Source organism: Streptomyces sp. NPDC005803 (genome assembly GCF_040630435.1).
Lineage (GTDB): Bacteria > Actinomycetota > Actinomycetes > Streptomycetales > Streptomycetaceae > Streptomyces.
Genome location: NZ_JBEXXO010000038.1, coordinates 1 through 25,099 on the forward strand (window position 1 = coordinate 1; position 25,099 = coordinate 25,099).

19 protein-coding genes are annotated in these 25,099 nt (G+C 72.9%); 6 read left to right on the forward strand and 13 right to left on the reverse strand.

The genetic code is table 11. The features are described from left to right. The 7 genes from ABZ454_RS35040 to ABZ454_RS35070 all read right to left on the reverse strand — a co-directional run. The coding region (locus ABZ454_RS35040; protein WP_359543561.1) for an adenosylhomocysteinase at nt 1–1,043 on the reverse strand (1,043 nt) is incomplete at its 3' end. A 246-nt stretch (nt 1,044–1,289) separates the two neighbouring features. After that, a complete protein-coding gene (locus ABZ454_RS35045; RefSeq protein ID WP_356320069.1) occupies nt 1,290–2,324 on the reverse strand; it encodes a cation diffusion facilitator family transporter in 1,035 nt (344 codons plus the stop codon). Nucleotides 2,325–2,412: 88 nt separating this feature from the next. Further along, the gene (gene manA / locus ABZ454_RS35050; RefSeq protein ID WP_359543562.1) at nt 2,413–3,624 is read right to left on the reverse strand and encodes a mannose-6-phosphate isomerase, class I; all 1,212 of its coding nucleotides are present in this window, start codon (nt 3,622–3,624) and stop codon (nt 2,413–2,415) included. Nucleotides 3,625–3,869: 245 nt separating this feature from the next. After that, complete coding sequence (locus ABZ454_RS35055; RefSeq protein WP_356320066.1) at nt 3,870–5,006, reverse strand: SIS domain-containing protein; 1,137 nt, start codon at nt 5,004–5,006, stop codon at nt 3,870–3,872. Nucleotides 5,007–5,056: 50 nt separating this feature from the next. Continuing rightward, nucleotides 5,057–5,239 carry a Trm112 family protein gene (locus ABZ454_RS35060; protein ID WP_328894320.1) on the reverse strand — a complete coding sequence of 61 codons (183 nt, stop codon included), beginning with the start codon at nt 5,237–5,239 and terminating at the stop codon, nt 5,057–5,059. A gap of 513 nt (nt 5,240–5,752) precedes the next feature. Beyond that, complete coding sequence (locus ABZ454_RS35065; RefSeq protein WP_359543563.1) at nt 5,753–7,126, reverse strand: phosphomannomutase/phosphoglucomutase; 1,374 nt, start codon at nt 7,124–7,126, stop codon at nt 5,753–5,755. A gap of 123 nt (nt 7,127–7,249) precedes the next feature. Continuing rightward, entirely contained in the window at nt 7,250–7,627 is a 378-nt protein-coding gene (locus tag ABZ454_RS35070) for a DUF3499 domain-containing protein (protein ID WP_356320063.1), read from the reverse strand. 322 nt (nt 7,628–7,949) lie between these two features. On the opposite strand from ABZ454_RS35070, the gene ABZ454_RS35075 reads away from it, so the two are divergent. After that, nucleotides 7,950–8,378, forward strand: a complete 429-nt coding sequence (locus ABZ454_RS35075; protein WP_356320062.1) for a metallopeptidase family protein — start codon at nt 7,950–7,952, stop codon at nt 8,376–8,378. Nucleotides 8,379–8,693: 315 nt separating this feature from the next. On the opposite strand, the gene ABZ454_RS35080 is transcribed toward ABZ454_RS35075, so the two are convergent. The 3 genes from ABZ454_RS35080 to ABZ454_RS35090 form a co-directional block, all read right to left on the reverse strand. Further along, nucleotides 8,694–10,223, reverse strand: a complete 1,530-nt coding sequence (locus ABZ454_RS35080) for a DUF5719 family protein (protein ID WP_359543564.1) — start codon at nt 10,221–10,223, stop codon at nt 8,694–8,696. Beyond that, nucleotides 10,220–14,179, reverse strand: a complete 3,960-nt coding sequence (locus ABZ454_RS35085; RefSeq protein ID WP_359543565.1) for a glycosyltransferase — start codon at nt 14,177–14,179, stop codon at nt 10,220–10,222. The genes ABZ454_RS35080 and ABZ454_RS35085 overlap by 4 nt, the downstream gene beginning before the upstream one ends. Nucleotides 14,180–14,814: 635 nt before the next feature. Further along, on the reverse strand, nt 14,815–15,078 hold the full coding sequence (locus ABZ454_RS35090) for a WhiB family transcriptional regulator (protein WP_018103995.1): 264 nt from the start codon (nt 15,076–15,078) through the stop codon (nt 14,815–14,817). 706 nt (nt 15,079–15,784) lie between these two features. On the opposite strand from ABZ454_RS35090, the gene ABZ454_RS35095 reads away from it, so the two are divergent. The 3 genes from ABZ454_RS35095 (at nt 15,785) to ABZ454_RS35105 (ending at nt 18,630) form a co-directional block, all read left to right on the forward strand. Continuing rightward, nucleotides 15,785–16,276, forward strand: coding sequence for a cysteine dioxygenase family protein (locus tag ABZ454_RS35095; protein ID WP_359543566.1), 492 nt, complete (start codon nt 15,785–15,787; stop codon nt 16,274–16,276). Nucleotides 16,277–16,360: 84 nt separating this feature from the next. Beyond that, complete coding sequence (gene cofD / locus ABZ454_RS35100) at nt 16,361–17,317, forward strand: 2-phospho-L-lactate transferase (RefSeq protein WP_359543567.1); 957 nt, start codon at nt 16,361–16,363, stop codon at nt 17,315–17,317. Beyond that, nucleotides 17,314–18,630, forward strand: coding sequence for a coenzyme F420-0:L-glutamate ligase (locus ABZ454_RS35105; protein WP_359543568.1), 1,317 nt, complete (start codon nt 17,314–17,316; stop codon nt 18,628–18,630). The genes cofD and ABZ454_RS35105 overlap by 4 nt, the downstream gene beginning before the upstream one ends. A 187-nt stretch (nt 18,631–18,817) precedes the next feature. Here the strand turns inward: ABZ454_RS35105 and ABZ454_RS35110 are convergent, their stop codons facing one another. The 3 genes from ABZ454_RS35110 to ABZ454_RS35120 form a co-directional block, all read right to left on the reverse strand. Next, nucleotides 18,818–19,798, reverse strand: coding sequence for a DNA-3-methyladenine glycosylase 2 family protein (locus tag ABZ454_RS35110; RefSeq protein ID WP_359543569.1), 981 nt, complete (start codon nt 19,796–19,798; stop codon nt 18,818–18,820). 89 nt (nt 19,799–19,887) lie between these two features. After that, on the reverse strand, nt 19,888–20,979 hold the full coding sequence (locus ABZ454_RS35115; RefSeq protein ID WP_359543570.1) for an NDP-sugar synthase: 1,092 nt from the start codon (nt 20,977–20,979) through the stop codon (nt 19,888–19,890). Nucleotides 20,980–21,117: 138 nt separating this feature from the next. Beyond that, nucleotides 21,118–22,467 carry an N-acetylmuramoyl-L-alanine amidase gene (locus tag ABZ454_RS35120; protein ID WP_359543571.1) on the reverse strand — a complete coding sequence of 450 codons (1,350 nt, stop codon included), beginning with the start codon at nt 22,465–22,467 and terminating at the stop codon, nt 21,118–21,120. A gap of 138 nt (nt 22,468–22,605) precedes the next feature. On the opposite strand from ABZ454_RS35120, the gene ABZ454_RS35125 reads away from it, so the two are divergent. Together ABZ454_RS35125 and ABZ454_RS35130 are read left to right on the forward strand one after the other, a co-directional pair. Next, on the forward strand, nt 22,606–23,355 hold the full coding sequence (locus tag ABZ454_RS35125; RefSeq protein WP_359543572.1) for a TIGR03089 family protein: 750 nt from the start codon (nt 22,606–22,608) through the stop codon (nt 23,353–23,355). A gap of 239 nt (nt 23,356–23,594) precedes the next feature. Next, nucleotides 23,595–25,085 carry an LCP family protein gene (locus ABZ454_RS35130; RefSeq protein WP_359543573.1) on the forward strand — a complete coding sequence of 497 codons (1,491 nt, stop codon included), beginning with the start codon at nt 23,595–23,597 and terminating at the stop codon, nt 25,083–25,085. Nucleotides 25,086–25,099 lie beyond the last annotated feature (14 nt).

Genomic DNA, 25,099 nt, shown 5'->3' on the forward strand with positions numbered 1-25,099 from the left:
ACGATCGCCTGGTGCTTCATCCTGGCCATGTCGGACGCCATGATGATGTCCTTGTTGCCGGTCGTCGTCACGAAGATGTCGACCTGCTCGACGACGTCGTCGAGGGTGGCGACCTGGTACCCGTCCATCGCCGCCTGCAGGGCGCAGATCGGGTCGATCTCGGTGATGATCACCCGGGCGCCCTGGCCGCGCAGGGACTCCGCGCAGCCCTTGCCGACATCGCCGTAGCCGCAGACCAGGGCGGTCTTGCCGCCGATCAGGACGTCGGTGGCCCGGTTGATGCCGTCGATCAGCGAGTGGCGGCAGCCGTACTTGTTGTCGAACTTCGACTTGGTGACGGCGTCGTTGACGTTGATCGCCGGGAACAGGAGGGTGCCGTCGCGGTGCATCTCGTACAGCCGGTGCACACCGGTCGTGGTCTCCTCCGTGACGCCACGGATCTCGGAGGCCAGCTGCGTCCACTTCTGCGGGGCCTCGCCGAGGGTGCGGTTCAGCAGCGTGAGGATGTGCGCGTACTCCTCGCTGTCCGCCGTCGACGGGTCCGGGGCAGCGCCGGCCTTCTCGAACTCCACGCCCTTGTGGACGAGGAGGGTGGCGTCACCACCGTCGTCGAGGATCATGTTCGGACCGCCGGTGGGGGTGTTCGGCCAGGTCAGCGCCTGCTCCGTGCACCACCAGTACTCCTCCAGCGACTCGCCCTTCCAGGCGAAGACCGGGACGCCGGCGGGGGCTTCCGGGGTGCCGTTCGGGCCTACCGCGATCGCCGCCGCAGCGTGGTCCTGGGTGGAGAAGATGTTGCAGGAGGCCCAGCGGACCTCGGCGCCGAGGGCGACCAGGGTCTCGATCAGCACGGCCGTCTGCACGGTCATGTGCAGCGAACCGGTGATGCGGGCGCCGGCCAGCGGCTGCGTGGCGGCGTACTCCTTGCGGATCGACATCAGGCCGGGCATCTCGTGCTCGGCGAGGGTGATCTCCTTGCGGCCGAAGGCTGCGAGGGAGAGGTCGGCGACCTTGAAGTCCTGTCGATTGGCGACCGTCGTCATAACGGGCTGCTCCTCGTGATGGGGTCGAGGTGGGTAGGGCGGCTCTGCGGCGGCGGGCACACGAATGCCCGGGCGCTCGCAGCGCAGTCCGTCGGAGGCCCTCTCTCCCTCGGCCGGTCCGGCGTACGGACCGATCGACCGCCATCAGCAGCGACGTCTGACACTGCCGACGAATCTACACCGAACGGCCCAGCCGCTCCCAGTCCAGCAGGTCCGGAAGCGGCCTCGTCGGCGCGTCGGAGGCGGTCAGTGACCGGATTCCGTCGGGTCGGCCGGGGTGCCGGGGGCGTCGTCAGGGGTGCCGTCGGACGGAGGTTGGGCCGTTGCTCCGCCCGGCTGTTTGGCCGGGTTGACGCCGGCCGCGGCCGCCGCCTCGTTGAAGATGTCCGGCTCCAGGTAGATCACCCGCGCGATCGGCACCGCCTCGCGGATGCGGGACTCCGCGGCGTTGATGGCGTGGGCGACCTCGGTGGCGGTGTCGTCGTGCTGGACGGCGATCTTGGCGGCGACCAGCAGTTCCTCCGGGCCGAGGTGAAGCGTACGCATGTGGATGATGCCGGTGACGGTGTGGCCGTCGACGACCGCGGCCTTGATCTTGTCGACCTGGTCGGTGCCGGCGGCCTCGCCGAGCAGCAGGGACTTGGTCTCGGCCGCCAGGACGATCGCGATGGCGATCAGCAGGATGCCGATGCACAGGGTGCCGATGCCGTCCCACACACCGTCGCCGGTGCCGAGGGCCAGGCCGACACCGGCGAGCGCGAGGACCAGGCCGATGAGCGCGCCGAAGTCCTCCAGCAGCACGACGGGGAGTTCCGGGGCCTTCGCGCGGCGGACGAACTGGGTCCAGGAGAGCGAGCCGCGCGTCTCGTTGGACTCCTTGATCGCCGTACGGAAGGAGAAGCCCTCGGCGATGATCGCGAAGACCAGGACGCCGACCGGCCAGTACCAGGCCTCGATCGCGTGCGGGTGCTTGATCTTCTCGTAGCCCTCGTACACCGCGAACATGCCACCGACCGAGAACAGGACGATGGAGACGAGGAAGGCGTAGATGTAGCGCTCGCGCCCGTATCCGAAGGGGTGCTGGGGGGTGGCCTCGCGCTGGGCCTTCTTGCCGCCGAGCAGCAGCAGTCCCTGATTGCCGGAGTCGGCCAGCGAGTGGACGCTCTCCGCGAGCATCGATGACGAGCCACTGAACAGGAACGCCACGAATTTGGCCACTGCGATCGCGAGGTTGGCGCCGAGTGCCGCCACGATCGCCTTGGTTCCGCCTGACGCACTCATGGGTGCCTGGTGTCCCTTCTTCGGTGCTGCGGCTCCGGCGGCCGCGGTACGGCCGGACATTGTTGCAGTCGCTGGTGCGGACGGTACGTCAGGCCACCACAGTGGCCCGGAACAACGTACCCGTACCGGACACTTCGACCTTCTCGCCGGCCGGCACGAAGACCGATTCGCCCGCCTTGAGAGCGAGGTCGCCCGCGCTCGGCGCACCGGCCGTGCAGAGCAGGATCTGGGGCGTCGCCGCGGTGAGGTCCACGGGGGCCGCGCCCGGGGAGAGGTCGAACCGGGAGAGGCGGAACTCGTCGACCGGAGTCTCGTACACCTCCTCGCCGGACGGCGACGCCTCGGGGCGCAGGACGCCCGGTTCGGTCGCCTCGAAGCGGACGATGCGCAGGAGTTCGGGCACGTCGATGTGCTTGGGCGTCAGTCCGCAGCGCAGCACGTTGTCCGAGTTGGCCATGATTTCGACGCCGAGGCCGTCAAGGTAGGCGTGCGGCACGCCGGCCCCGAGGAACAGGGCCTCGCCGGGCTGGAGTTGTACGTAGTTCAGCAGCATGGCCGCGATGACCCCGGCGTCACCGGGGAAGTGGTGGGCGATGCGGGCGTACGGGGCGTAGGCGCCGCCGAGCCGTTGGGCGGCGGCCGCCGCGGCGGCGACCGTCTCGGCCATCTCCGCCGGGTCCGCGGTGAGGATCGCGGTGAGGACCTCGCGCAGGGCGGCCTCTTCCGGGTGGGCGCGCAGCAGATCGGCGTACGGCTTGAGGGAGTCGACGCCCAGCCCCTCCATCGCCTCGGCCGCCTCGACGGGCCGGCGGAAGCCGCACAGGCCGTCGAAGGGGGTGAGCGCGCAGATCAGTTCGGGCTTGTGGTTGGCGTCCTTGTAGGTGCGGTGGGGGGCGTCGATCGGTACGGACCGGCGCTCCTCGTCCGCGTAACCCTGCTGTGCCTGGGCGAGATCGGGATGGACCTGGAGCGAGAGCGGGGCCCCGGCGGCGAGCAGCTTGAGGAGGAAGGGCAGCCGGGGGCCGAACTTCTCGACGACTGCCTGACCGAGTTCTCCGGCCGGGTCGGCGGCGATGACGTCGGTGAGGGCCTGTGCGGCGGGCGCGGCCGAGGAGGCGGTCGAGGCGCCGGCGGTTTCGGGGGCGGCAACGGTACGGCTTATCCGGGAGGGGGCTCCGGGGTGAGCCCCCATCCACATCTCCGCCTGCGGCTCGCCGGTCGGGGCTACGCCGAGCAGCTTCGGAATGGCGGTGGTGGAGCCCCAGGCGTACGGGCGCACGGTATTGGAGAGCCGGTCCATGGAATTCTTCCTCGTGCTTGGTGAGATGCGTGCGTGCTTGGTGTGATGCGCGCGCTTCGGGTGGTGCGCGTGCTTTGGGTGGTGCGCGTGCTTTGGGTGGTGCGCGTTCTTCGCGGTGCGTGCTCTGTGGTGCGCGTGCTTCGTGCGAGGCGTTGGTGTCGGTGTTGGTACGTGCGGCCGGTGTGGGGGGCTCGGCCGCGCGCGGAGGCCGCGGGTGGTGGCGGGCGGGGCCGGGGTCACACGGTTCAGGCCCGGGCTGCCGAGGCGAGGGCCAGGTAGACGGCTGCGAAGTCCGTGATCGCGAGGAGTTCGGCGAGGGCTTCGAGCCTGCTGCCCTCCTCCGGTTCCAGCTCGCTGATCGCCGTGTCGTGGCCCAGAGCGAGCTCACGGGCCGCGGGGGCCGCGCTCAGGCCGCCGGTGGGCCGGTCGCGGAGCAGGACGACCCGGGCGTGGAGGGGCTCGGACTCCTCGACCCGGTCACGGAAGAAGTCGTCCGGGTCGGCCCCGGCGGCGAAGGCCCCGGCCAGCAGGGCGCCGTGGGCGGGGAGCGCCTCGGGGAGTTCGGCCGCGAGGGCAGGACGGCCGGAGAGCTCCGCCAGGACCGCGGCGAACCTGCGCCCGACCGGGCCGGCGGCCTCGCCCTCCGTCCAGACCAGGGGCAGGCTGTCCGCGAGTTCGGCGGCCAGGGTCTTGGCCGGGTTGCTGTACGTGGCGATCGCCGGTCCGCAACGCTCCGCCGTGCGGTCCAGGCGGTCGGCGACCCCCTGCAGAGCCTCGGCGGGCGCGGTGACCAGGCCGACGCGGTCGAGCAGTGCGAGCAGCGGGGTGAACAGGGCCCAGAGGGTGCCGGGTCCGGCGGCTGACGTCTCCGCGTCGTACTCGCCGTGCGGGGCGGAGGCCATCGGTACGACGAGGCCGTGCACGCCGTCGACCGCCTCACGCAGCGGGGACCGGCGGGGGGCGACCGCCACGACAGTGCAGCCGCGGCGGTACGCCTGCTCGGCGAGGAGGGCGAGGCCCGGTTCGGAGCCGTCCGCCGTCGCGATGAGGAGCAGGTCGACGGAGCCGGCCCAGCCGGGCAGCGTCCAGCGCAGCGCGCCGGGGGCGGGGGCGACGCCCGTCGGGGGGATGCGCGTGACGGGGGCGAAGGCCCCGGCCAGGGCCGCGATCAGGTCGGCGACGCCCGTCGCGGCGGTGCCGGAGCCCGCGACCAGGACGGCGCGCGGGCGGCCCTCCGGGTTCAGCGCGGTGATCCCGGCCTCCGTGGCGTGGCGGGCGGCGGTACGCACCCGGGCCCCGGCCTCGGCGGCGCCACGGAGCAGACCGCGGCGGTCGGCTCGGGCCAGGGCTTCCGGGGCGTCGAGCAACGACTCGTCGAGCATGGGGACGGTCCTCCGATCACGTGCCGATCACCGTGCGGGGTGGGGCCCGGTTACGCGGGGCGGCGGGCCTCGTCGACGAGGAGGACGGGGATGCCGTCCCGTACGGGGTAGGCCAGGCCGCAGTCCTTGCCGGTGCAGATCAGCTCGGGGCTGTCGGCCGCCGACCGGTCGTCGAGGGGGGAGTGGCAGGCCGGGCAGGCCAGGATCTCCAGGAGGCCGGCTTCGAGCGGCATGGGGTGGGTCCCTTCGGGCGGGCAGGCGGACGGGCGTGGCGTGCACGGTGCGTCGTGCGTCGTGCTGATGCGTCGTGCGTCGTGCTGGTGCGCGGTGCGCGTTTCGGCTGTTCAGTTGATCTTTGTTCGTGCCTCGTGGAACGGGCGAGGTCAGCCTACCGCTGGGGTGGCGGGGGCGCGGCCCGGCCCGGGCGGGCGCGGATGGTGTGCGGGTGTGGCCTGTGCGGGCTCCGGGGGTGAGGGCGGGTCGGGTGGGGTGAGCGGTGTGGGGTCGGTGGGACGCCCGCGGCGTGCCTTGTCCCCTGCCCGCCCCTTCCCGTAACCGGGGCTCCGCTCCTCAAACGCCGGAGGGGCTGAAGGGCGGAGTGGGCCCTCGGCGGGGCTGATACGGGGTTGGAGGGTTGGGGGTCCCCGGCGGGGCTGAAACGGCCGGAGGGCTGGGGCGGCATCCCCGACCGAGCCGAGACGGGCGGGAGGCTCCAGCTGCGTCGGGTCTTCCGTGCCCCGCCACGGTCAGGCGGTCCGGCGGCGGATCAGGGAGAGGACCTCGTCGCGTACCGCCGTCATCGTCTCCTCGTCGCCGGCCTCGACGTTCAGGCGCAGCAAGGGTTCCGTGTTGGAAGGGCGGAGGTTGAACCACCAGTGGGGGGAGGTGACCGTGAGGCCGTCCAGGTCGTCGGTGGTCACGTTCTCGCGGGTGGCGAACGCTGCCCTCACCTCCGCGGTGCGGGCCTGCTGGTCGTCGACCGTGGAGTTGATCTCGCCCGAGTCGGTGTAGCGGTCGTACTGGGCCACCAGGGCCGAGAGGGGCCCCTCCTGGCCTCCGAGGGCGGCCAGGACGTGGAGGGCGGCGAGCATGCCCGTATCGGCGTTCCAGAAGTCGCGGAAGTAGTAGTGCGCGGAGTGCTCACCGCCGAAGATCGCGCCGTGGGCCGCCATCTCCGCCTTGATGAAGGAGTGGCCGACCCGGGTGCGGACCGGGGTGCCGCCGTGTTCGCGTACGACCTCCGGGACCGAGAGGGAGGAGATCAGGTTGTGGATGACCGTGCCCCGGCCGCCGTTGCGGGCCAGTTCACGGGCCGCGACCAGTGCGGTGATCGCCGACGGGGAGACGCCCGCGCCCCGCTCGTCCACGACGAAGCAGCGGTCCGCGTCGCCGTCGAAGGCCAGGCCGAGATCGGCTCCCTCGGCCACCACCCGGGCCTGGAGGTCGACGATGTTCGCCGGGTCGAGCGGATTGGCCTCGTGGTTCGGGAACGTGCCGTCCAGCTCGAAGTACATCGGGACGAGTTCCAGCGGCAGTCCCGCGAGGACCGTCGGGACGGTGTGGCCGCCCATGCCGTTGCCCGCGTCCACGACCACCTTCAGGGGGCGGATCGCGGCCAGGTCGACCAGGGACAGCAGATGGGCGGCGTAGTCGGCGAGGGTGTCGCGTGCGGTGACCGTGCCGGGGGTGGCGGCCGGCTCCGGTGCGCCGGTCTCCGACCACTTCTCGACCAGGGTGCGGATCTCTGCGAGGCCGGTGTCCTGGCCGACCGGGGCCGCTCCGGCCCGGCACATCTTGATGCCGTTGTACTGCGCCGGGTTGTGCGAGGCCGTGAACATCGCGCCCGGCAGGTCCAGCGACCCCGACGCGTAGTACAGCTGGTCGGTCGAGCAGAGGCCGATCAGGGTGACGTCGGCTCCACGGGCCGCCGCGCCCCGGGCGAAGGCTCCTGAGAGGGCGGGGGACGTGGGGCGCATGTCGTGGCCGATGACGATCGCGTCCGCGGCCGTCACCTCGACGAACGCCGCCCCGAACAGCTCGGCCAGCGCCTCGTCCCACTGGTCGGGCACGACTCCGCGCACGTCGTACGCCTTCACGAGCTGCGACAGGTCTGGAGTCACGGACGGTCCTCCTGAGGTTTCTTCGGACCGCCAAACTACCCGGCGGCCGGAAACGCCCTGCCCTCCGGGTGACGCGTGACGGCGCCGCTCACGGGTGGCCGCTCACGACTCGGAGGCGGTCCCTCAGGAGTCGGGGGAGCGCAGCACCCGGAGGTGGCCCCTGCGGGCGACCTCCATCGGGTCGGCGGTGCGGGGGCCGCCTCCCCTGGTCCCGTCACCGCGGTCCTGCGGACGCGCGGCTTCCCGTACGGCATTGGCCAGCGCTTCGAGGTCGTCACCGCTGGGCCGGCTGGGCGCGCCCGGATCGGAGAGCCGGACCACCTCCCAGCCACGGGGCGCGGTGAGGCGCTCGCTGTGCTCGGCACAGAGGTCGTAGCAGTGGGGCTCGGCGTAGGTGGCGAGCGGGCCGAGGACCGCAGTCGAGTCGGCATAGACGTACGTCAGTGTCGCGACGGCAGGGCGGCCGCACGCGGTGCGCGAACAGCGACGTACAGGGCTCACGATGTTGGACGGTACCGCACTCTTGAGCGGGCTGCGACGACTCTCCCCCGGCTCACCCCACCGTGTCGCCCTGTGACGTCGGGCACAGGGGCTTCCCGGGCAACTCACCTGACCTGCGCGGGAGGAAACGTGCGCGCGTGGGGACGGCAACGATTCCGGTCGCCACTCGGCTCAAAACCTGTCATTCGGCAAGGAATCCGCGATCAGGAGCAGGGCTTGAAGCGGGTCGTTCCATGGCTGGATCGGTCAGGAACAGACAGGTCACCTCCCTCCGGGACGGCCTCGGCCCGCTCGCCCGGCGGAGGGTTACGCTGCGTCAGTGATGGACAGTCCCGTACCGCCCCACCCGTCCGAGCCCCGACCACGGCGCCGAGACCGACACGGCCGCGGCATGCGCGGCCCCGTCGCGCCTCCCCAGGTGCCGCTCTCCGCCAGCAGGGCGGACAGTTTCCGCGATCTGGTGCAGGACTCGGTGGAGCGGCTTGAGCGGCGGTGGCCCCAGCTGGCCGAGGTCGACTTCGTGGTCCTCGACGTGCCGGGGACCACGGAGGAGACCGTGCCGCTGGGGAGCGCGTTGTCCGCGGAGAAGGAGCGGCCCGCGCAGATCGTCATCTACCGGCGCCCCGTCGAGATCCGCACCAAGAGTCGTGACGAGCGTGCGCTGCTCGTGCACGAGGTCGTGGTCGAGCAGGTCGCGGAGCTGCTCGGGCTCTCGCCCGAGTCGGTCGATCCGCGCTACGGGCAGGAGTAGGCGGTCGCCACCCGCGTAGCTGCTGGGTGACGAAGCTCGGGGGCGCGGCAGACGACGAGGCCACCGGACCGGGCTGCGGGACCGAACCGTGCGACGAGGCCACCGGGCCCGGCGTAGAGACCGAACCGTGCGGCAACGCCGCGGGGCCCCGCCGCGGGACGGAGCCGTGCGGCGAGGCCGCGGGGCCCGGCCGCCGGACGGGCCGGTTTTGGGCGCCGCCCGCGCGGTCCGGTCGTCGCAGCGCCCCCGTCCGTCGCCCGCTACCCGGCCGTAACGGCCGCCGCAGCCGTCCCCCGCCCCTCAGCCGTCGGCGCGTCAGTTGTCCAGGACCGACAGGTCCTGCTCGGCGGCCGGTACCTCGACCGTTCCCCGGTCGTCCGGCAGCGTCTGCACCGTGAACATCGGGATGCCGTCCATCGGCACCGTCAGCGTGCGGGAGGCGTGGACCGGGCCGCCCGACTGGGTCTCGACGGTCAGGGCATACGTGCCCTTGAGCCCCGCCGGTACGGGTGGGGTGACCGCGACCGTCGTGCCGGCGGCGACCTGGTACGTCTTGCTGACCGGGGTTCCGCCCTTGCTGCCCGCGGACGCCGTGACCTTGACGGTGCCGGCGGCGCCGGGGGCGGTGAGCGAGAGGACCGACCCCTTCGCCCGGTTGTCGGCGGCGGTCGCCTGCGCGCCCACCGGGGCGGTCGCCGGGATGTAGCCGACCTCCTGCTTGTCGCCCTTGCCGCGGACCACCCGCAGCGCGGCCACCACCGGGGTGGCCTTGCCGTCCTCGGAGGGAGTCAGGAGCAGCGAGCCAGGCTCGCCCTTGGTCAGGTCCTTCAGGTCGACGCCGGCGGTCATCCGCGACTTGACGTGGAGGTCCTCGTGACCGGCCGGTGAGATCGCGCCCGTCTTGCCGAGCAGCTTCACCGTGAGGTCGGCGTCGTCCTCGCCGGGGGCGAAAGCCACCAGCCGCACCGAGGTCGCGTCCGCCGGGATGCCCGGCAGGACCAGGGTGCCCGCCGGCTCGGTGGAGGCGGACAGCCAGTCGCTGCCGGAATCCGTGTCCGCGGCCCGGACGGCGGCGCCGACGCGTCCGCTCCGCGTGGTGACGTGGACGGTCACATCGTCCGCGGCCTTGCTGGTCAGCGTGGAGATGAGGACGCGGACACCGGACCGGGCGGGCACCGTGATGCCTTCGCCCACGTCGGACTTGAGCGTGCCCTCCGGGCCGTACAGCTCGATGTCGGCGACGGCGGCGGTGTCGTCCGGGTTGGTGAGGTGGACGTAGTCCTCGCGGGACTTCGCCGTGCTCGCCGCCGGGAACCAGAAGTCGGTGTCGGGTGCGGTGCAGCTGACCCCGAGCAGGCCGCGGGAGTCCCCCGCCTCGACGGTGGTGGTCTGCTGGACGGTCCAGCCGGGGGCCAGCCGGCCGGTGGCGGTGCCGACGAGGGCGGGGGCGTCCCCGCCGGACGCCTCGGCGGTGGCCGGCTTGCCGGGCTCCTTGAGGAGGACGACCGGCTTGTCCGGGTCCGCCTTCTCGGTCTTGCCGTCCTTGCTCTTCCCGTCGTCCTTCGCGTCGTCCTTGGCGGCCGTGGACGACAGGAGCTCGGCCGCACCGGCCGGCCCCTCCGCGTCGTCGCTCTTCGCGGCCGGGGTGAAGGAGGTGTACTGCGTCTCGGCGAGGTCGGACAGGCCGGGGGCCGGGCAGAGCAGGCTGGAGCGTTCGACGGGCAGCCGTGCGGCCGGCTTCGCCGCCGTCGTGCCCCCGTCGTCCGGCGCGGTGACCGCGGCGAATCCGGTGACGGCCGCGAGGGCGACGGCCCCGGCGATGAGGGACAGGCTGGTGGACTTCACTCGGACTCGCCTCGCGATGCGTTACGGGTCGGCCACGGGTTCTGGCCCGGGGCGGGGTTCCCGTCGGGATTCTCGTCGGGGTTCTGCGGGTCGTACGCGCCCTGCTCGCCGTACGGGTCCTGGGTGCCGTACGCGCCCTGGGCGCCGTACTGACCCGCGTCGTACCGGCCGGCCTCGTACTGGCCGGCGTCGTACGGAGCGTTGCCGTACGGGGCCTGGGGGTCGTACGGACCGCTGTCGCCCTGTGGGGCGTCGCCGTACTGGCCCTGGGCGTACGGGGTGTACTCGCCCTGCTGCTGGTAGCCGTACGGGTCGTAGCCGGGGGCGCCGTCGGGCTGCTGCGCCTGCTGCTGCGCGTCGCCGTACTGGCCGTCCTGGTACTGCCCCTGCGGATACCGGCCGTCCTGGTACTGGCCCTCCGGATACCGGCCGTCCTCGGACTGCGGGTAGCCGGCGCCCTGGTACTGCTGGGCGTCCCACTCCCCGTACTGCTGCTGCGGCACCGCCGCGTACCGGCCGGTGTCGCCATCGGCCTGCTGGGGGACGAAGACGTCCTGGCCGTCGTCGGCGTCGGGCGTCTGCGGCCCGGTGGCCTGGGGGCCGGTCTGCTGGGCCGGGATGTGCTCGGCCCGCTCCCCCGCGTCCGCGGCCCCGTCGGCGTCGAAGCTCTCGCCGTCGTCGCCCTCGCCCTCCGCCAGCGCGGCCGCACGCAGCCTGCGGGCCCGGCGTCCCTCGCCGGCGACCGGCTCGGCGGGGACCGCCTCGCCCTCCTCCGGCAGGTCGTCGTCGATCTCCCGGCGGCGTCCCGGCAGGGCCAGGACCACCAGGACCACGGTGAGCGCGACCTGGATCCAGATCCACACGGAGTGCGTGAAGGGCGCCTCGTACGTCAGGTCCAGCGTGCCGCCCTCGGTGGGGAGCTCGAAGCCCTGGGCCCAGCCGTCGACGGTCTTGCGGGTCAGCGCCCGTCCGTCGAGGGTGGCCTGCCAGCCGGGGTCGGCGGCGTCGGCGAGCCGCAGCACGCGGCCCGCGGCGCCCGCCGGGATCTTGGTGTGCGCGTCGACGGGCCCGGAGCCCACCGGAAGCTGCTCGGCACCGGCCGCCGACGGAATGATCATGATCCGGGCGACCTGGCGGTCCACCCGCCACAGCGCGCTGCCGTCCAGCTGGCTGAGGCGGCTGAGGCCAGGGGTCGCGTCGAGGATCCGGCTCATCCGCTTCGGCGCCCCGTCCCGGACGAGGACGTAGCGGATCGCGAAGCCGCTGAGCTGGCTGCCCTGGTCGGCGCCGGAGCCCGCGACCAGGTTGGCGACGACCTTGTCGAGGTGGCTGTTGCCACCGCCGGCGGCCGCCAGTTCGGCGTCGCCCAGCCGCGCGCCCGACCCACGGACCAGGGTGTACACGACGGAGCTGGGCGAGGTACCGCCGAGCACCAGGGTGCGCGGCTGGTCCCGGGTGCCGCTCTCCTCGGCGACGAACGCGGGCACCTGCACCGGGTCGCGGCGCTCCAGGGGGCCCGCGGCCCCGCCGATCATCCAGCCGGCGGCGGCCAGTACGGGGGCGACCCCGGCGGCCAGCGCGATCAGCACGGCGACCGGCTGGCGCCAGCCGAAGCTGAGCTCGGCCACCCGGACCCGGGCCCCGTCCGCGCCGACCAGGGCGGCGGCGATGAGCGCGGCGCCGTAGACGAGCGTGGCGGGTCCCGCCCAGCCGGACCCGTTGGCCAGACCGGAGAAGGCCAGGGCCACGAGGGCGACGACCCAGGCGCCGCGCACGGCGAACTGCCGCTCCCCGCGCAGCAGCGCGGCCAGCGCCGCGAGCACGATGCCGAGCAGCAGGACGCCGCCGGCCGCCTTGGGCCCGCCGGGGCTGATGCCGAGGAGGTCCAGCGCCGAGGCCGAACCGGAACCGGTCTCCAGCCCCGCTTCCTTCAGGAACGACGAGGGGCTCGTCAGGAGCGAGAGCGACCACGGCGCGAGGACCAGCAGCGGGGTGCCCACGGCGGCGAGGAAGCGGAGACCGTAGGCCGTGATGTCGTTGCGGCGCAGCGCCAGCACACCGAGGCCGAGCACCACGGCGAGCGGCCAGACGATGGGCGTGAACGCCATCGCGAGGGTGAGCAGCAGCGTGTACGCCCAGGTGGCACGCCAGCTGCCGCGGCTGTCGCCGCCCCGCATGCCGTGCGCGGAGACGGCCGTGCGCGCGATCAGCGGGAGCAGCACGGCGAGGACGGCGGTGCCGAGACGGCCGGTCGCCAGGGCGCCGGTCGCGGCGGGCAGGAAGGCGTACGCGATGCTCGCCCAGGCCCGCAGCAGCCGCGAGGGGAGCAGCGGGCGGGAGGCGAAGTACGCGGTGAGTCCGGCGAGCGGGACCGAGCAGACCAGCAGCAGGGTGAGGGCGAAGCCGGTGGAGCCGAGGAACAGCGCGGACAGGGCCGAGATCACCGCCAGGTAGGGCGGTGCGGTCTGCGTGCCGCCGGTGCCGACGGTGTGCCACCCGTCCGCGTAGCGGCTCCAGAGGTCGGAGACGTCGCCCGGCGCGGGCAGCAGGACGCCGCCGGCCAGGGCGCCGCCGCCGAGGAGGCTGCGGCAGGCGACGAGGGAGACCAGGAGCAGGACGGCGAAGAGCACCGGGCCCGGCTTGCGCCCGACCCGCTTCAGCCGGGCGAACTGGTCGATCTCCAGGAAGTCGGCGTCGTCGCCGCCCGGTCCGGACTCGACGGCGCCGTGCCGCGAGCCGCCGGACTCGGCCTCCGCGCCGCCGCCGAAGTTGCCGGCGACCTGCTCGACGGTCGCGCGGACGGTGGCGCCGGGCGGGGGAAAGAGCCCGCGCAGCTCGGCCGGGTCGACGGTCCCCTTGCCGCGGTCGCGCCGGGCCGCCAGGATCCGGCCGGGACGCAGCAGGGTGCCGAGGAGTCCGGCGACCTCGTCGAGCGCCTGGCCCGGCACCTTGCCGACGAGGTAGGCGAGCGTGCGCAGCAGCGTGCCGAGCACGAGCCTGAGCATCACCCAGGGCAGGCGCTTGCCGGACGCGTTGACCAGCATCGTGTAGACGGCGCCGGCCTTGTCGACGCGGTGCGGGCTGGAGACCGAGCGGCCGGCGCAGTCGATGGGGCGGCGTTCGCGGGCGGACGCCTCGGCGTGCCGCAGGACGGCGTCCGGGGCGACCAGCACCCGGTGCCCGGCCATGTGGGCACGCCAGCAGAGGTCGACGTCGTCACGCATCAGGGGGAGCCTGCGGTCGAAGCCGCCGAGCTCCTCCCAGACGTCGCGGCGGATCAGCATGCCGGCGGTGGAGACGGACAGGACGGTACGGACCTGGTCGTGCTGGCCCTGGTCCTGCTCGCGCCGGTCCAGTCCGGTCCAGCGGCGCCCGCTGTTGGCGATGGAGACGCCGACTTCGAGGAGCTGCCGGCGGTCGTACCAGCCGCGGAGCTTGGGTCCGACGATCGCGGCGTGCCGGTCGTTGTCGACGACGCGCAGCATCTCGGCGAGGGCGTCGGGTTCGGGTGCGCAGTCGTCGTGGAGCAGCCAGAGCCACTGCACCGGTTCGCCGTGCGGCAGGTCCGGCAGGTCGTAGGCGTCGTCGCGCCAGGTCCTGGTGACGGGGTCCCAGCCGCTCGGACGCTTCAGGTACGGCAGGTCGTCCGGGGTGAGGACGCCGGCGGTGCGGCTCGCCTCGTCGACGGCGGTGCCGAAGCTCGTACGCCGCGCGAGGTGCAGGACACGGTCGGCGCCGAGCGCCTCGGTGACCAGGCGCGCGGAGTCGTCGGCGCTGCCGGTGTCGGCGGCGACGACGTTCTGTACGGGACGTTCCTGCCCGAGCAGCCCGGCGAGCGCGTCGGGCAGCCAGCGTGCGCCGTCGTGGGAGACGAGCACGGCGGTGACGACATGCCGGGGGAACTCTGGGGCGGCGGCGGCCGCGTAAGGCGCCGTCGGTTGGCTGTGCACGGACATCGAGGTACGGGCCCTCCGGCCGGGTCCGGGGGACGTCCCCCCGGGGGCTGCATCGGTGTACACGCGCGCCCTGTCGGGTCGTTGGCGCGTCTCGGACGGGGCCCCACACTAACGGTACGGATAACCGGGGTGGCGCGGAGCGGTTGAACGAGGGCGGCGGCACAGCGGTGGAGGGCGGTCGGCGCCCGGGTCCGGCACGGTGGTGGAAGCGGCCGGGCGCTCGCTCCGGAAGCGGTCGCGCGCTCACTGCGGATGCGGTTGCGCGCTCGCTGCGGATGCGGCCGGGAGTGCCGGGGAATGGCCGGGAGCCGCCCGTGCGTGGGCTGGGCAGGCCGGGCCTACGGGGCCGGAAGCGCGGGCGGTAACGCCGGATGTGGGTGACGCCGGATGTGCGGGCCGGAAGCGCGGGGCGGCGACGCCGGATGTGCGCACCGGGGGCGCGGGTGGGTGCTGCCGGATGTGCGGACCGTGGGCCGGGGCGCGGGGGCGATGCGGGCCCGCGCACAGCAATGGCCCGCCGCCTGCGGGCAGGGTGCAGGCGGCGGGCCATGGACGGCCGGTCCGGGGACAGGCCCGCTCCTCGGGTCCGGCGCTTGCGGCCGGCCCTGGCGGCCGGGGTGTTCGCGGGGGGCGGGTCAGACCGCGGCCTTCTTGAGGCGCCGTCGCTCCCGCTCGGAGAGTCCGCCCCAGATGCCGAACCGCTCGTCCTTGGACAGGGCGTACTCAAGGCATTCGGACCGGACTTCACACGCGAGACAGACCTTCTTGGCCTCGCGGGTGGATCCGCCCTTCTCCGGGAAGAAGGACTCGGGGTCGGTCTGGGCGCACAGTGCGCGCTCCTGCCAGCCGAGCTCCTCGTCCGCGTCCTCGACCAGCAGTTGCTGGAACAGCTCGGTCATGTGCGCCCCTCGTCTGTCTCTTGCGTCCCGTGATGCGGCCGTTATCGAATCGGCCGAACGACACGAGTGAAATTACAAGTGTGTAGCTCCGGGCCAGTCAAGCTCAGATCTGCTATTGGCCTCGGTATTCACTCTGCGGAACCAAGCGTATGCGTAAAGTGTGCAAATCACCAAAAACCTGACATATGCCACAGGCCCCAAAGCACCCTCACCGACCACGGGGAAGAACTCCCGGAGGCCCGGACACGTTGCGATTCGATCACCGAAGCGATCAAGATCACAGTCGTGTCACAGGAGGTGCGGCCGCGTTTGCGGCTGCGGTTGATGCGCCACCTGTCCGGCACCCGGGTTGCATAAACCTTTCTCCGCATGGAGTAACCGGATGAGGTGAAACATTGTCCCCAAATCGGGCATTGGGTTGACAGTCGGCGATTCTCCGGCTGTTCTTGATGTCATGCCAGTGACCTCAGCGATGCACGCCACCCACACCCGTGGGTTCCGCAGCGCTGTTCAGGCCCGCTGTTGCTGTTCCAGCTGTCTCAGCTGTTGAAGCCCCCGCGCTCCAGCTCGACACGGCTCATTCCGGACCCCCGGACCCTTCCCACGCGGCCTCCCGGCCCCTGTGGACACCCGGTCCCTCCGGTCCTGCGACACCCCTGCATCCGCACTGCACGCCTTGCACCCCTGCCGAGGAACCACCGCACCCATGAACAGCGACAGCGACCTCCAGATCGCCGGAGACCTCCTCGAGGTCCAGCACCTCCTGCGCCCCGCCCGGGAGCACCCCGCCACGGTGGCGGAGTTCGTCGGGCTCGCCCGCACCCTCGCCGCCGACCGCGCCCAGTGGGCCCCGCTCGTCCGGTACGACGCCACCACCCGCTGGTACCACCGCCTCCGCACCGGCCCCGGTTACGAGGTCTGGCTGCTCAGCTGGGTCCCCGGCCAGGGCAGCGGCCTGCACGACCACGGCCCCTCCTCCGGCGTACTGACCGTGCTGGACGGCGAGCTGACCGAGCGTGCGAACCGTGGCAAGCAGACGCTGGGCGCCGGTGCGCAGCGCGTCTTCGCCCCCGGCTACGTCCACGAGGTGGTCAACGACTCCCTCGAACCGGCCGTCAGCCTGCACGTCTACTACCCGGGCCTCACCGACATGCCGATGCACACCGCACAGTGCGCCGCGGTACCCGCCACCGCCTGACGATCCCCGACTCCCCCAACCCGACTCACCCCCCGCCCGCCACCACCCCGACAACGATCAGGCTGCGCCTGACAGACTGTTTGCATGCGCATTGTGGTTCTGGCCGGCGGTATCGGTGGTGCTCGTTTTCTGCGTGGCCTCAAGGAGGCCGCGCCCGACGCGGACATCACGGTGATCGGCAACACCGGTGACGACATCCATCTGTTCGGCCTCAAGGTCTGCCCCGACCTCGACACCGTGATGTACACCCTCGGCGGTGGCATCAACGAGGAGCAGGGCTGGGGCCGTACCGACGAGAGCTTCCACGTCAAGGAGGAACTCGCGGCGTACGGCGTCGGCCCCGAGTGGTTCGGGCTCGGCGACCGTGACTTCGCCACCCACATCGTCCGTACGCAGATGCTCGGCGCGGGCTACCCGCTCAGCGCCGTCACCGAGGCGCTCTGTGCGCGCTGGAAGCCGGGGGTCCGGCTGCTGCCGATGTCCGACGACCGGGTCGAGACGCACGTGGCGGTCGACGTCGACGGCGAGAGCAGGGCCATCCACTTCCAGGAGTACTGGGTGAAGCTGCGCGCCTCCGTCCCGGCGCAGGCGATCGTGCCCGTAGGCGCCGAGCAGGCCAAGCCCGCTCCGGGCGTCCTGGAGGCGATCTCCGGGGCCGACGTCATCCTCTTCCCGCCGTCCAACCCCGTCGTGTCCGTCGGCACCATCCTCGCCGTGCCCGGTATCCGGGAAGCCATCGCCGAGGCCGGCGTGCCGGTCGTCGGCCTCTCCCCCATCGTCGGTGACGCACCGGTGCGCGGGATGGCGGACAAGGTCCTCGCCGCGGTGGGCGTCGAGTCGACGGCCGCGGCGGTCGCCCAGCACTACGGTTCCGGGCTGCTCGACGGCTGGCTCGTCGACACCGTGGACGCGGGAGCCGTGGACGAGGTGGAGTCCGCGGGCATCCGCTGCCGCTCCGTACCGCTGATGATGACCGACGTCGCCGCCACCGCCGAGATGGCGCGGCAGGCACTGGACCTCGCCGAGGAGGTACGCGCGTGAGCACCGGCACGGACGCCGCGCCCTCCTACCGGGTGTGGGCGCTGCCCGGCCTGCCCGAGGTGCGGCCCGGGGACGATCTCGCGAAGCTGATCGCCGCCACCGAGCCCGGACTGACCGACGGTGACGTCCTGCTCGTCACCTCGAAGATCGTCTCCAAGGCGGAGGGCCGGATCGTCGAGGCCACCGACCGGGAGGCGGCGATCGACGCCGAGACGGTACGGGTGGTGGCGAGGCGCGGCACGCTGCGGATCGTGGAGAACCGGCAGGGCCTCGTCATGGCCGCCGCCGGGGTCGACGCGTCGAACACCCCCGCCGGGACCGTCCTGTTGCTGCCCGAGGACCCGGACGCCTCGGCGCGGGCGATCAGGGAGGGGCTGCGGGACACGCTGGGCGTCGAGGTCGGCGTCGTCGTCACGGACACCTTCGGGCGGCCCTGGCGCAACGGGCTGACCGATGTCGCGATCGGCGCGGCCGGGGTGCGGGTGCTGGACGACCTGCGGGGCGGCAGCGACGCGTACGGCAATCCGCTGAGCGCGACCGTGGTCGCCACGGCGGACGAGCTGGCCTCCGCCGGTGACCTGGTCAAGGGCAAGGCGGACGGGCTGCCGGTGGCGGTGGTGCGCGGGCTCGGCCACGTCGTGGACCCGGCGGACGCCGGGGGCGCGCGGGCGATGGTGCGGGTCGCGGCCGACGACATGTTCCGGCTGGGGACGTCCGAGGCGGTACGGGAGGCGGTGACCCAGCGGCGTACGGTCCGCGAGTTCACCGACGAGCCGGTGGATCCGGGGGCGGTGCGGCGTGCCGTGGCCGCGGCGGTGACGGCCCCGGCGCCCCACCACACGACGCCCTGGCGGTTCGTGCTGCTGGAGTCGCAGGAGTCGCGGACCCGGCTGCTGGACGCGATGCGGGACGCGTGGATCGCGGACCTGCGGCGTGACGGCAGGAGCGAGGAGTCGATCGCCAAGCGGGTGCGGCGGGGCGATGTGCTGCGCCGGGCGCCGTACCTGGTGGTGCCGTGTCTGGTGATGGACGGCTCGCACACGTACGGGGACGCGCGGCGGGACGGGGCGGAGCGCGAGATGTTCGTGGTCGCCGCGGGCGCCGGGATCCAGAACTTCCTGGTCGCGCTGGCCGGCGAGCAGCTCGGCTCGGCGTGGGTGTCCTCGACGATGTTCTGCCGGGACGTCGTGCGGGAGGTGCTGTCGTTGCCGGCCTCGTGGGATCCGCTGGGGGCGGTCGCGGTGGGACGTGCGGTGGCGGCACCGGGCGCCCGGGTGGGGCGCGACGCGGAGGACTTCGTCGTGGTGCGGTGAGGGGACGCCGGGCAGCCGGGCCCGCTGCCCGGTGCGGCCCGTCCTCGCTCCTCAGCGCCGGCGCGGCTTCTCGGGGCTCTGCCCCGCGCCCCGCTCCTCAGTCGCCGGACGGGCGTGCCCACCGCGGAACCGCTCGGTTTCTGCCCGGCCGGCCGACCTGCGGGGCAGTCCCCCTGGGCCGCGCCCGCTACAGCCGCGCGATGTCGCGGGGTTGCAGGCGCGGGGCGTGACGGGGGCGGATGTTGTCCGAGAGCAGGATGAGGCGGGTGGCCCGGTGGCGCTGGCCCTCGTACGGGGCGAGCAGGGTCAGCATCTCCTCGTCGTCGGCGTTCCTGTTGCCGGCCAGCGCGTGGCCGACGATGCCGGGCAGGTGGTAGTCGCCGACCGTGACCGCGTCCGCCGCGCCGTTCGCCCGTTGCAGGGTCTCGGCGGCCGTCCAGGGGCCGATGCCGGGGATCGCCTGGAGGCGGGTCATGGCCTCGGGCAGTTCCATGGCGGCCGCCTCCTCCATGCGGCGGGCCACCCGGACCGCACGCAGGATCGTCGTCGAGCGCTTGCTGTCCACACCCGCGCGGTGCCACTCCCACGACGGGATCAGCGACCAGGTGCGGGCGTCCGGCATGACGTAGAGGCCGTACTCCTGCGGGCCGGGCGCCGGTTCTCCGTAGGTGCGGACCAGCAGCCGCCAGGCGCGGTACGCCTCGTCCGTGGTGACCTTCTGCTCCAGGACCGACGGGATCAGGGACTCCATCACCAGGCCGGTGCGCAGCAGCCGCAGCCCGGGGCGGCGGTGATGGGTCACGGCGAGCAGGCGGTGGCGCGGGGTGAACGCCGCCGGGTCGTCCGCCTCGCCGAGGAGGGTGGGCAGCTGGTCCAGCAGCCAGGACGCGCCGGGTCCCCAGGCCGCGGCCTCGATGCGGCCGTCACGGGCGACGACATGGAGCGTGCCGGGGCCCACGGGGGTGCGGCTGGCCCGGCGGACGGAGCCGTCGGCGGACATCCGGAAGGTGGGATCGGCGGGGCCCCGGCGCAGCGGGCCGAGGACGAGCCGCAGGTCGAGCGGGCCCGGCGGGGTCCAGTCGCGGGTCAGCGGCGCCGGTACGGGCGCCGCCACCTGGTGCGGGACGGCCGCGCGCGGGGTGCTGCGGGGAGCGAATCGTCCTGCCACGGGTGAGGTCCTCGGTAGTCGGGGGTGCCTGTCGAGGGTACGGCTGTTTCCGGCCACTCGGGGAGTTGACGAGAAGGTGGCGGGTCCGGTCATTCGTCCGAGGAGAACCGTACCGACGCGGCGGGCAGGTGGGCCCCGCACCAGATGCGGACGCCGTCGCGCAGTTCGTTGTCGGCGCCGACCTTGGCTCCGTCGCCGACGACCGCGCCCGCGAGCACCGTACGGCTGCCGATTCTGGCGCCCGCTCCGACCAGGGAGTCCGTGATCACGGCACCCGGTTCGACGATGGCGCCCGCGAGCACGGCGGAGCCCTCGATCCTGGCGCCCGCTCCGATGACGGCGTCGGCGCCGATGACCGTACCGCCGGTGAGTTTGGCGTCGGGGGCGACGGAGGCGGTCGGCAGGACGAGGCGGTCACCGCACCGGCCGGGGACGGCCGGGGAGGGCGCGCGGCCGAGGACCAGGTCGGCGGAGCCCCGGATGAACGCCTGCGGGGTGCCGAGATCAAGCCAGTACGTGGAGTCGACCATGCCCTGGAGGTGCGCGCCGTCGGCGAGCAGTCCGGGGAAGGTCTCGCGCTCGACCGAGACGGGGCGGCCGGCCGGGATGGTGTCGATGACCGACCGGCGGAAGATGTACGCCCCCGCGTTGATCTGGTCGGTGACGATCTCCTCGGGCGTCTGCGGCTTCTCCAGGAACGCGGTGACCCGGCCGGTGCCGTCCGTCGGCACAAGGCCGAAGGCGCGCGGGTCCTCGACCCGGGTCAGGTGGAGGGAGACGTCGGCTCCGGAGTCGGCGTGGGAGGTGACCAGGGCCCGGATGTCGAGGCCGGTGAGGATGTCGCCGTTGAAGATGAGGACGGGCTCGTCCGGGCCGGAGGTGAGCCGCTCGGCGACGTTGCGGATGGCGCCGCCGGTGCCGAGCGGTTCGCGTTCGGTGACGTACTCGATGTGGAGGCCGAGCGACGAGCCGTCACCGAAGTGCGGCTCGAAGACCTCCGCCAGGTACGACGTCGCGAGGACGATGTGCTCGACCCCGGCGGCCCGGGCACGCGCCAGCTGGTGCGTGAGGAAGGGGACGCCCGCTGCCGGGACCATGGGTTTCGGGGTGTGCACCGTGAGCGGGCGCAGCCGGGTTCCCTTGCCGCCGACCAGGAGGATCGCTTCTTTTGCCTCTGTCACAGCACTGTCTCTGCTTCCTGCTGGGGCCGGGCCTCGTTTCGGCTGGCCAGTGTATGCAGACCGGGGGTGGGGTCCTTCGGTCAGCAGCCCGCAGCAGGCCTCCGGCACGGCCGGCGCCTGGTCATGGCTCCGTTCGCGTCAGCGGCCCTGCAGCCGGGCCGAACCGGTCCGGGCCGTGCCGAGCTTCTTGTAGAGACGCGCTCCGGGGCATTCGGTTGCGAATCCGTCCCGGTGGCCGGAGATGACGTTCATTTTGACCTTCTTGCCCTTCTTGTACTTGTTGCTGCCGCCCGAGGTCAGCGTCACCTTGCCCTTGGGGTTGGCTCCGAACAGGCCGAGTTTCCAGGCGGTGAGCTTCGAGACGGCGGTGACGGCGGCGGCGGGCGGGTTCGACTTGCTGAAGGTGCCGAGCACCGCGATGCCCATGGTGTTGGTGTTGAAGCCGAGGGTGTGCGCGCCCATGACGGCCTTCGTCACGCCTCCGGCGCGGCCCTCGTAGATGTTTCCGCACTTGTCGACGGCGAAGTTGTAGCCGATGTCGCGCCAGCCGCTGCTCTTGACGTGGTAGCGGTAGATGCCGCGCAGGACCGAGGGCGCCTGGGAGCACGTGTAGTTGTTGCCGGTGGCGCTGTGGTGGATGAAGGCGGCCTTGACGGTCTTCGTGTACGCGAAGCCGCTCTCGCGGAGCTTCTCGTCGGCGCCCCAGCCCTTGCGCGTGATGATGCGCGGCCGGGGCCCGATGTACGGCTTCGCCGCGCGCACGAGACCGGCGGCCACCTCGGTCGCGGTCCTGCTCAGGGCGGGGAGCACGGCGCCCGGCGAAGTGGCGCGGCCGGCGCCCGCCGCGCCGGTGGCGGGGGTGTCCGCCGCGTCCGCGCCGGGGACCTCCCCTGGGTCCTCGCCGGGGTCGACGAGTTCGAGGTGCAGCCCGGCGGGCAGCGGGACGGGGGCCTCGGCCGCATCGCGGGAGTCGGGGGCCTCGGGGCGCACCCGGACCTCGACGCCGTCGGAGTCGCCGACCCAGAGCGGGGCGGTGGAGCCATGGGCGGCACCCGACTCGCGTTCGGCGGTCCCGGCGTCGGCGGAGTGGTCGGCGTTGTGCGTCTCCAGGTCCTGCCAGTCGGACCAGCGGCCGGTGCCGGTGGCGCGGGTGCGGACCTGGGCGGTGCCGTGGAGTTCGGCGTTCACGTCGTCCCAGACGACGCCGACCAGGGAGAACCTTCGGACGTCGCGTTCGGCCAGCCCTTGTTCGGCGGCCGGTGCGGCGGGTGAGCCGGTGGCGCGTACGGAAGGGGAGGCCATCGGGTTCAGGGCCAGGGACTGCGTCGAACCGGGCACTCCGGCCGGTACGGACGCCTCGGCGGGAACGGATCCCGCGGTGGCCGGGTGGACGGGGGTGTCGGGGGCGGCGCCCGCGGGCGCGGCGAGCGGCAGCACGAGAGCCGCCGCACAGGTGACACCGATGGAGGATGCAAGGAAGGCACGCATACATATGATCCTGGGCACAAGCGCACCACTCCGGCGACCCGGACTTTTTCCGGCAATTGACGCCTCGTCTGCCGAACCGGTGTACCCCGCTCCCGCCGCGCCCGGTCCCTCCCGGCACCGCCGCGTACCCTTCTGCGCATGAACGCCAGCGACCGCACCCCCGCCGACCTGCTGCGTTCCGCGCTCGCCGCGGACCCGGCCCGCCCCATGGTCACTTTCTACGACGACGCCACCGGAGAGCGCGTCGAACTGTCGGTGGCCACCTTCGCCAATTGGGTGGCCAAGACGGCGAACCTGTTGCAGGGCGACCTCGCCGCCGAACCCGGTGACCGGCTCGCGCTGCTGCTGCCCGCGCACTGGCAGTCCGCGGTCTGGCTGCTGGCCTGCTCCTCGGCCGGCGTGGTCGCCGATGTCCAGGGCGATCCCGCCGCCGCCGACCTCGTCGTCTCCGGGCCGGACAGCCTGGACGCCGCACGGGCCTGCCGGGGTGAGCGGATCGCGCTGGCGCTGCGCCCGATGGGCGGCAGGTTCCCGCAGGCCCCGGAGGGCTTCGCGGACTACGCCGTGGAGGTGCCGGGCCAGGGCGACCGGTTCGCGCCGTTCGCCCCCGTCGACCCGGACGCCCCGGCGCTGACGGTGGACGGCGCCGCGTTCACCGGGGCGGAGCTGGTGGAGCGGGCCCGCGCGGACGGTGCCGCGCTGGGCCTGGACGCCGGATCGCGGCTGCTGTCGGGACGTACGTACGACACCTGGGACGGGCTCAGCGCCGGGCTCTTCGCGCCGCTCGCCACCGGGGGTTCCGTGGTCCTGTGCCGCCACCTCGGGCAGCTGGGCGAGGACGGGCTGGCCCAGCGCGTCGAGAGCGAACGGGTCACGCGGACCGTCTGACGGCGGCCGCCACGCCCCGGGTGCCCGTCGACGGCGTGCGCCGGTCACCCTCGACAACCCCGCGGTATGACAAGCGGCCTGAGGGCCACTCGTCCGGCCCAGTGTGGGCCGAGCCCTCCCGCCTGCGCGCCGACTCCGGTACATGATCTGCGGTACAGACCACCCAGGACACAACCAAGCGTGAGGTTCAGCCGTCTACTTCTGCGACCGGCGGCCCAGCGCGCTGCCGCATGTGAAGGATGGACGCAGACGTGACCGAAAGTGCCGGCACGCCCGCCGACCCCGACGACTCGGCCACGGGCGGGAACCGGACGCCCGACCACACGGGTGCGGGCGAGGGCAAGGGCGAGGACCAGGGGCCGGAGGGATCGCCCACTGCCGGGCCCGGCGAGGAGCACGTCTCCGAGGGCGAAGGCTCCGAAGGCAGCCCGGAGGGCGACTCGGAGGGCGCCCCGGGCGGTGAGACGCGCAGCGGGTCGGAGGGCGCCCCGGGGGATGAGACGCGCAGCGGGCTGGGCAGCGGCCCGGGCGGTGAGACGCGCAGCGGGTCGGGCAGCGGCCCGACGCCGGGGCGGGCGCCGAACGGCGCGGGTCCCACCCTCGACATCGTCGTCAAGCGCAAGCGTCACTGGGTGCGCTGGACCGCGCTCGGCGCCTCGTTCGCCGTGCTCGTCGCCGCGGGCGCCGGCTGGTGGCTGTACAAGAAGCTGGACGGCAACATCCGGACGGACACCTCCGCGGCCGCCGAACTCAAGGCCTACGAGAAGGAGCGCCCCTCCGCCGTCGTCCACGACGCACAGAACATCCTGCTCATCGGCTCCGACAGCCGGGCCGGGGACAACCGCAAGTACGGCCACGACGACGGCGGCAGCCAGCGTTCGGACACGACGATCCTGCTGCACCTGGCCGCGGACCGGAAGAGCGCCACGGCGATGTCCTTGCCGCGCGATCTGATGGTGCACATCCCGGAGTGCCACAAGCCGGATAAAACGGTCAGCAAGCCGCAGTTCGCCCAGTTCAATTGGGCCTTCGAATTCGGCGGCACGGCCTGCACCATCCGTACCGTCGAGAAGATGACCGGCATCCGCGTCGACCATCACATGGTCGTCGACTTCAACGGCTTCAAGAGCATGGTCGACGCGGTGGACGGGGTGGAGATCTGCCTCAAGGAACCGATCGACGACAGCGCCGCACACCTCAAGCTGTCGGCGGGCCGCCAGAAGCTCGACGGCGAGCAGGCCCTGGGGTACGTACGGGCCCGGAAGTCCATCGGCAACGGCAGCGACACCGCGCGGATGGACCGCCAGCAGCAGTTCCTGGGGGCCTTGGTGAACAAGGTGCAGAGCAACGGGGTCCTGCTCAATCCCACCCGGCTCTACCCGGTGCTGGACGCGGCCACCAAGGCGCTGACCACCGACCCGGGGCTGGACAGCCTGAAGGACCTCTACGACCTGGTGCGGGGCATGCGCGACGTGCCGACCGACAAGGTGCAGTTCCTGACCGTGCCCCGGAAGCCGTACACCGCCAACCGGAACCGGGACGAACTGGTGCAACCCGCTGCGGACAAGCTCTTCAAGCAGTTGCGCGAGGACGAACCCGTCGCCGTCGTGCCGGCGGACCAGCTCAAGGACGAGGACGGGAAAAGCGTCGACGTCAACGACGGATCCGGCCCGACTCCCACGCCCACCTACTCGGGGAACAATGCGGCAACCGACCTGTGCAAGCAGTAAAACAATGACCAAGC

Bases quoted from the DNA above. Each gene is read 5' to 3' on its own strand.
- ABZ454_RS35045 (WP_356320069.1), bottom strand. From the start codon at position 2,324: ATGAGTGCGTCAGGCGGAACCAAGGCGATCGTGGCGGCACTCGGCGCC.
- manA (WP_359543562.1), bottom strand. From the start codon at position 3,624: ATGGACCGGCTCTCCAATACCGTGCGCCCGTACGCCTGGGGCTCCACC.
- ABZ454_RS35055 (WP_356320066.1), bottom strand. From the start codon at position 5,006: ATGCTCGACGAGTCGTTGCTCGACGCCCCGGAAGCCCTGGCCCGAGCC.
- ABZ454_RS35060 (WP_328894320.1), bottom strand. From the start codon at position 5,239: ATGCCGCTCGAAGCCGGCCTCCTGGAGATCCTGGCCTGCCCGGCCTGC.
- ABZ454_RS35075 (WP_356320062.1), top strand. From the start codon at position 7,950: ATGGACAGTCCCGTACCGCCCCACCCGTCCGAGCCCCGACCACGGCGC.
- ABZ454_RS35085 (WP_359543565.1), bottom strand. From the start codon at position 14,179: ATGTCCGTGCACAGCCAACCGACGGCGCCTTACGCGGCCGCCGCCGCC.
- ABZ454_RS35090 (WP_018103995.1), bottom strand. From the start codon at position 15,078: ATGACCGAGCTGTTCCAGCAACTGCTGGTCGAGGACGCGGACGAGGAG.
- ABZ454_RS35095 (WP_359543566.1), top strand. From the start codon at position 15,785: ATGAACAGCGACAGCGACCTCCAGATCGCCGGAGACCTCCTCGAGGTC.
- cofD (WP_359543567.1), top strand. From the start codon at position 16,361: ATGCGCATTGTGGTTCTGGCCGGCGGTATCGGTGGTGCTCGTTTTCTG.
- ABZ454_RS35120 (WP_359543571.1), bottom strand. From the start codon at position 22,467: ATGCGTGCCTTCCTTGCATCCTCCATCGGTGTCACCTGTGCGGCGGCT.
- ABZ454_RS35125 (WP_359543572.1), top strand. From the start codon at position 22,606: ATGAACGCCAGCGACCGCACCCCCGCCGACCTGCTGCGTTCCGCGCTC.
- ABZ454_RS35130 (WP_359543573.1), top strand. From the start codon at position 23,595: ATGGACGCAGACGTGACCGAAAGTGCCGGCACGCCCGCCGACCCCGAC.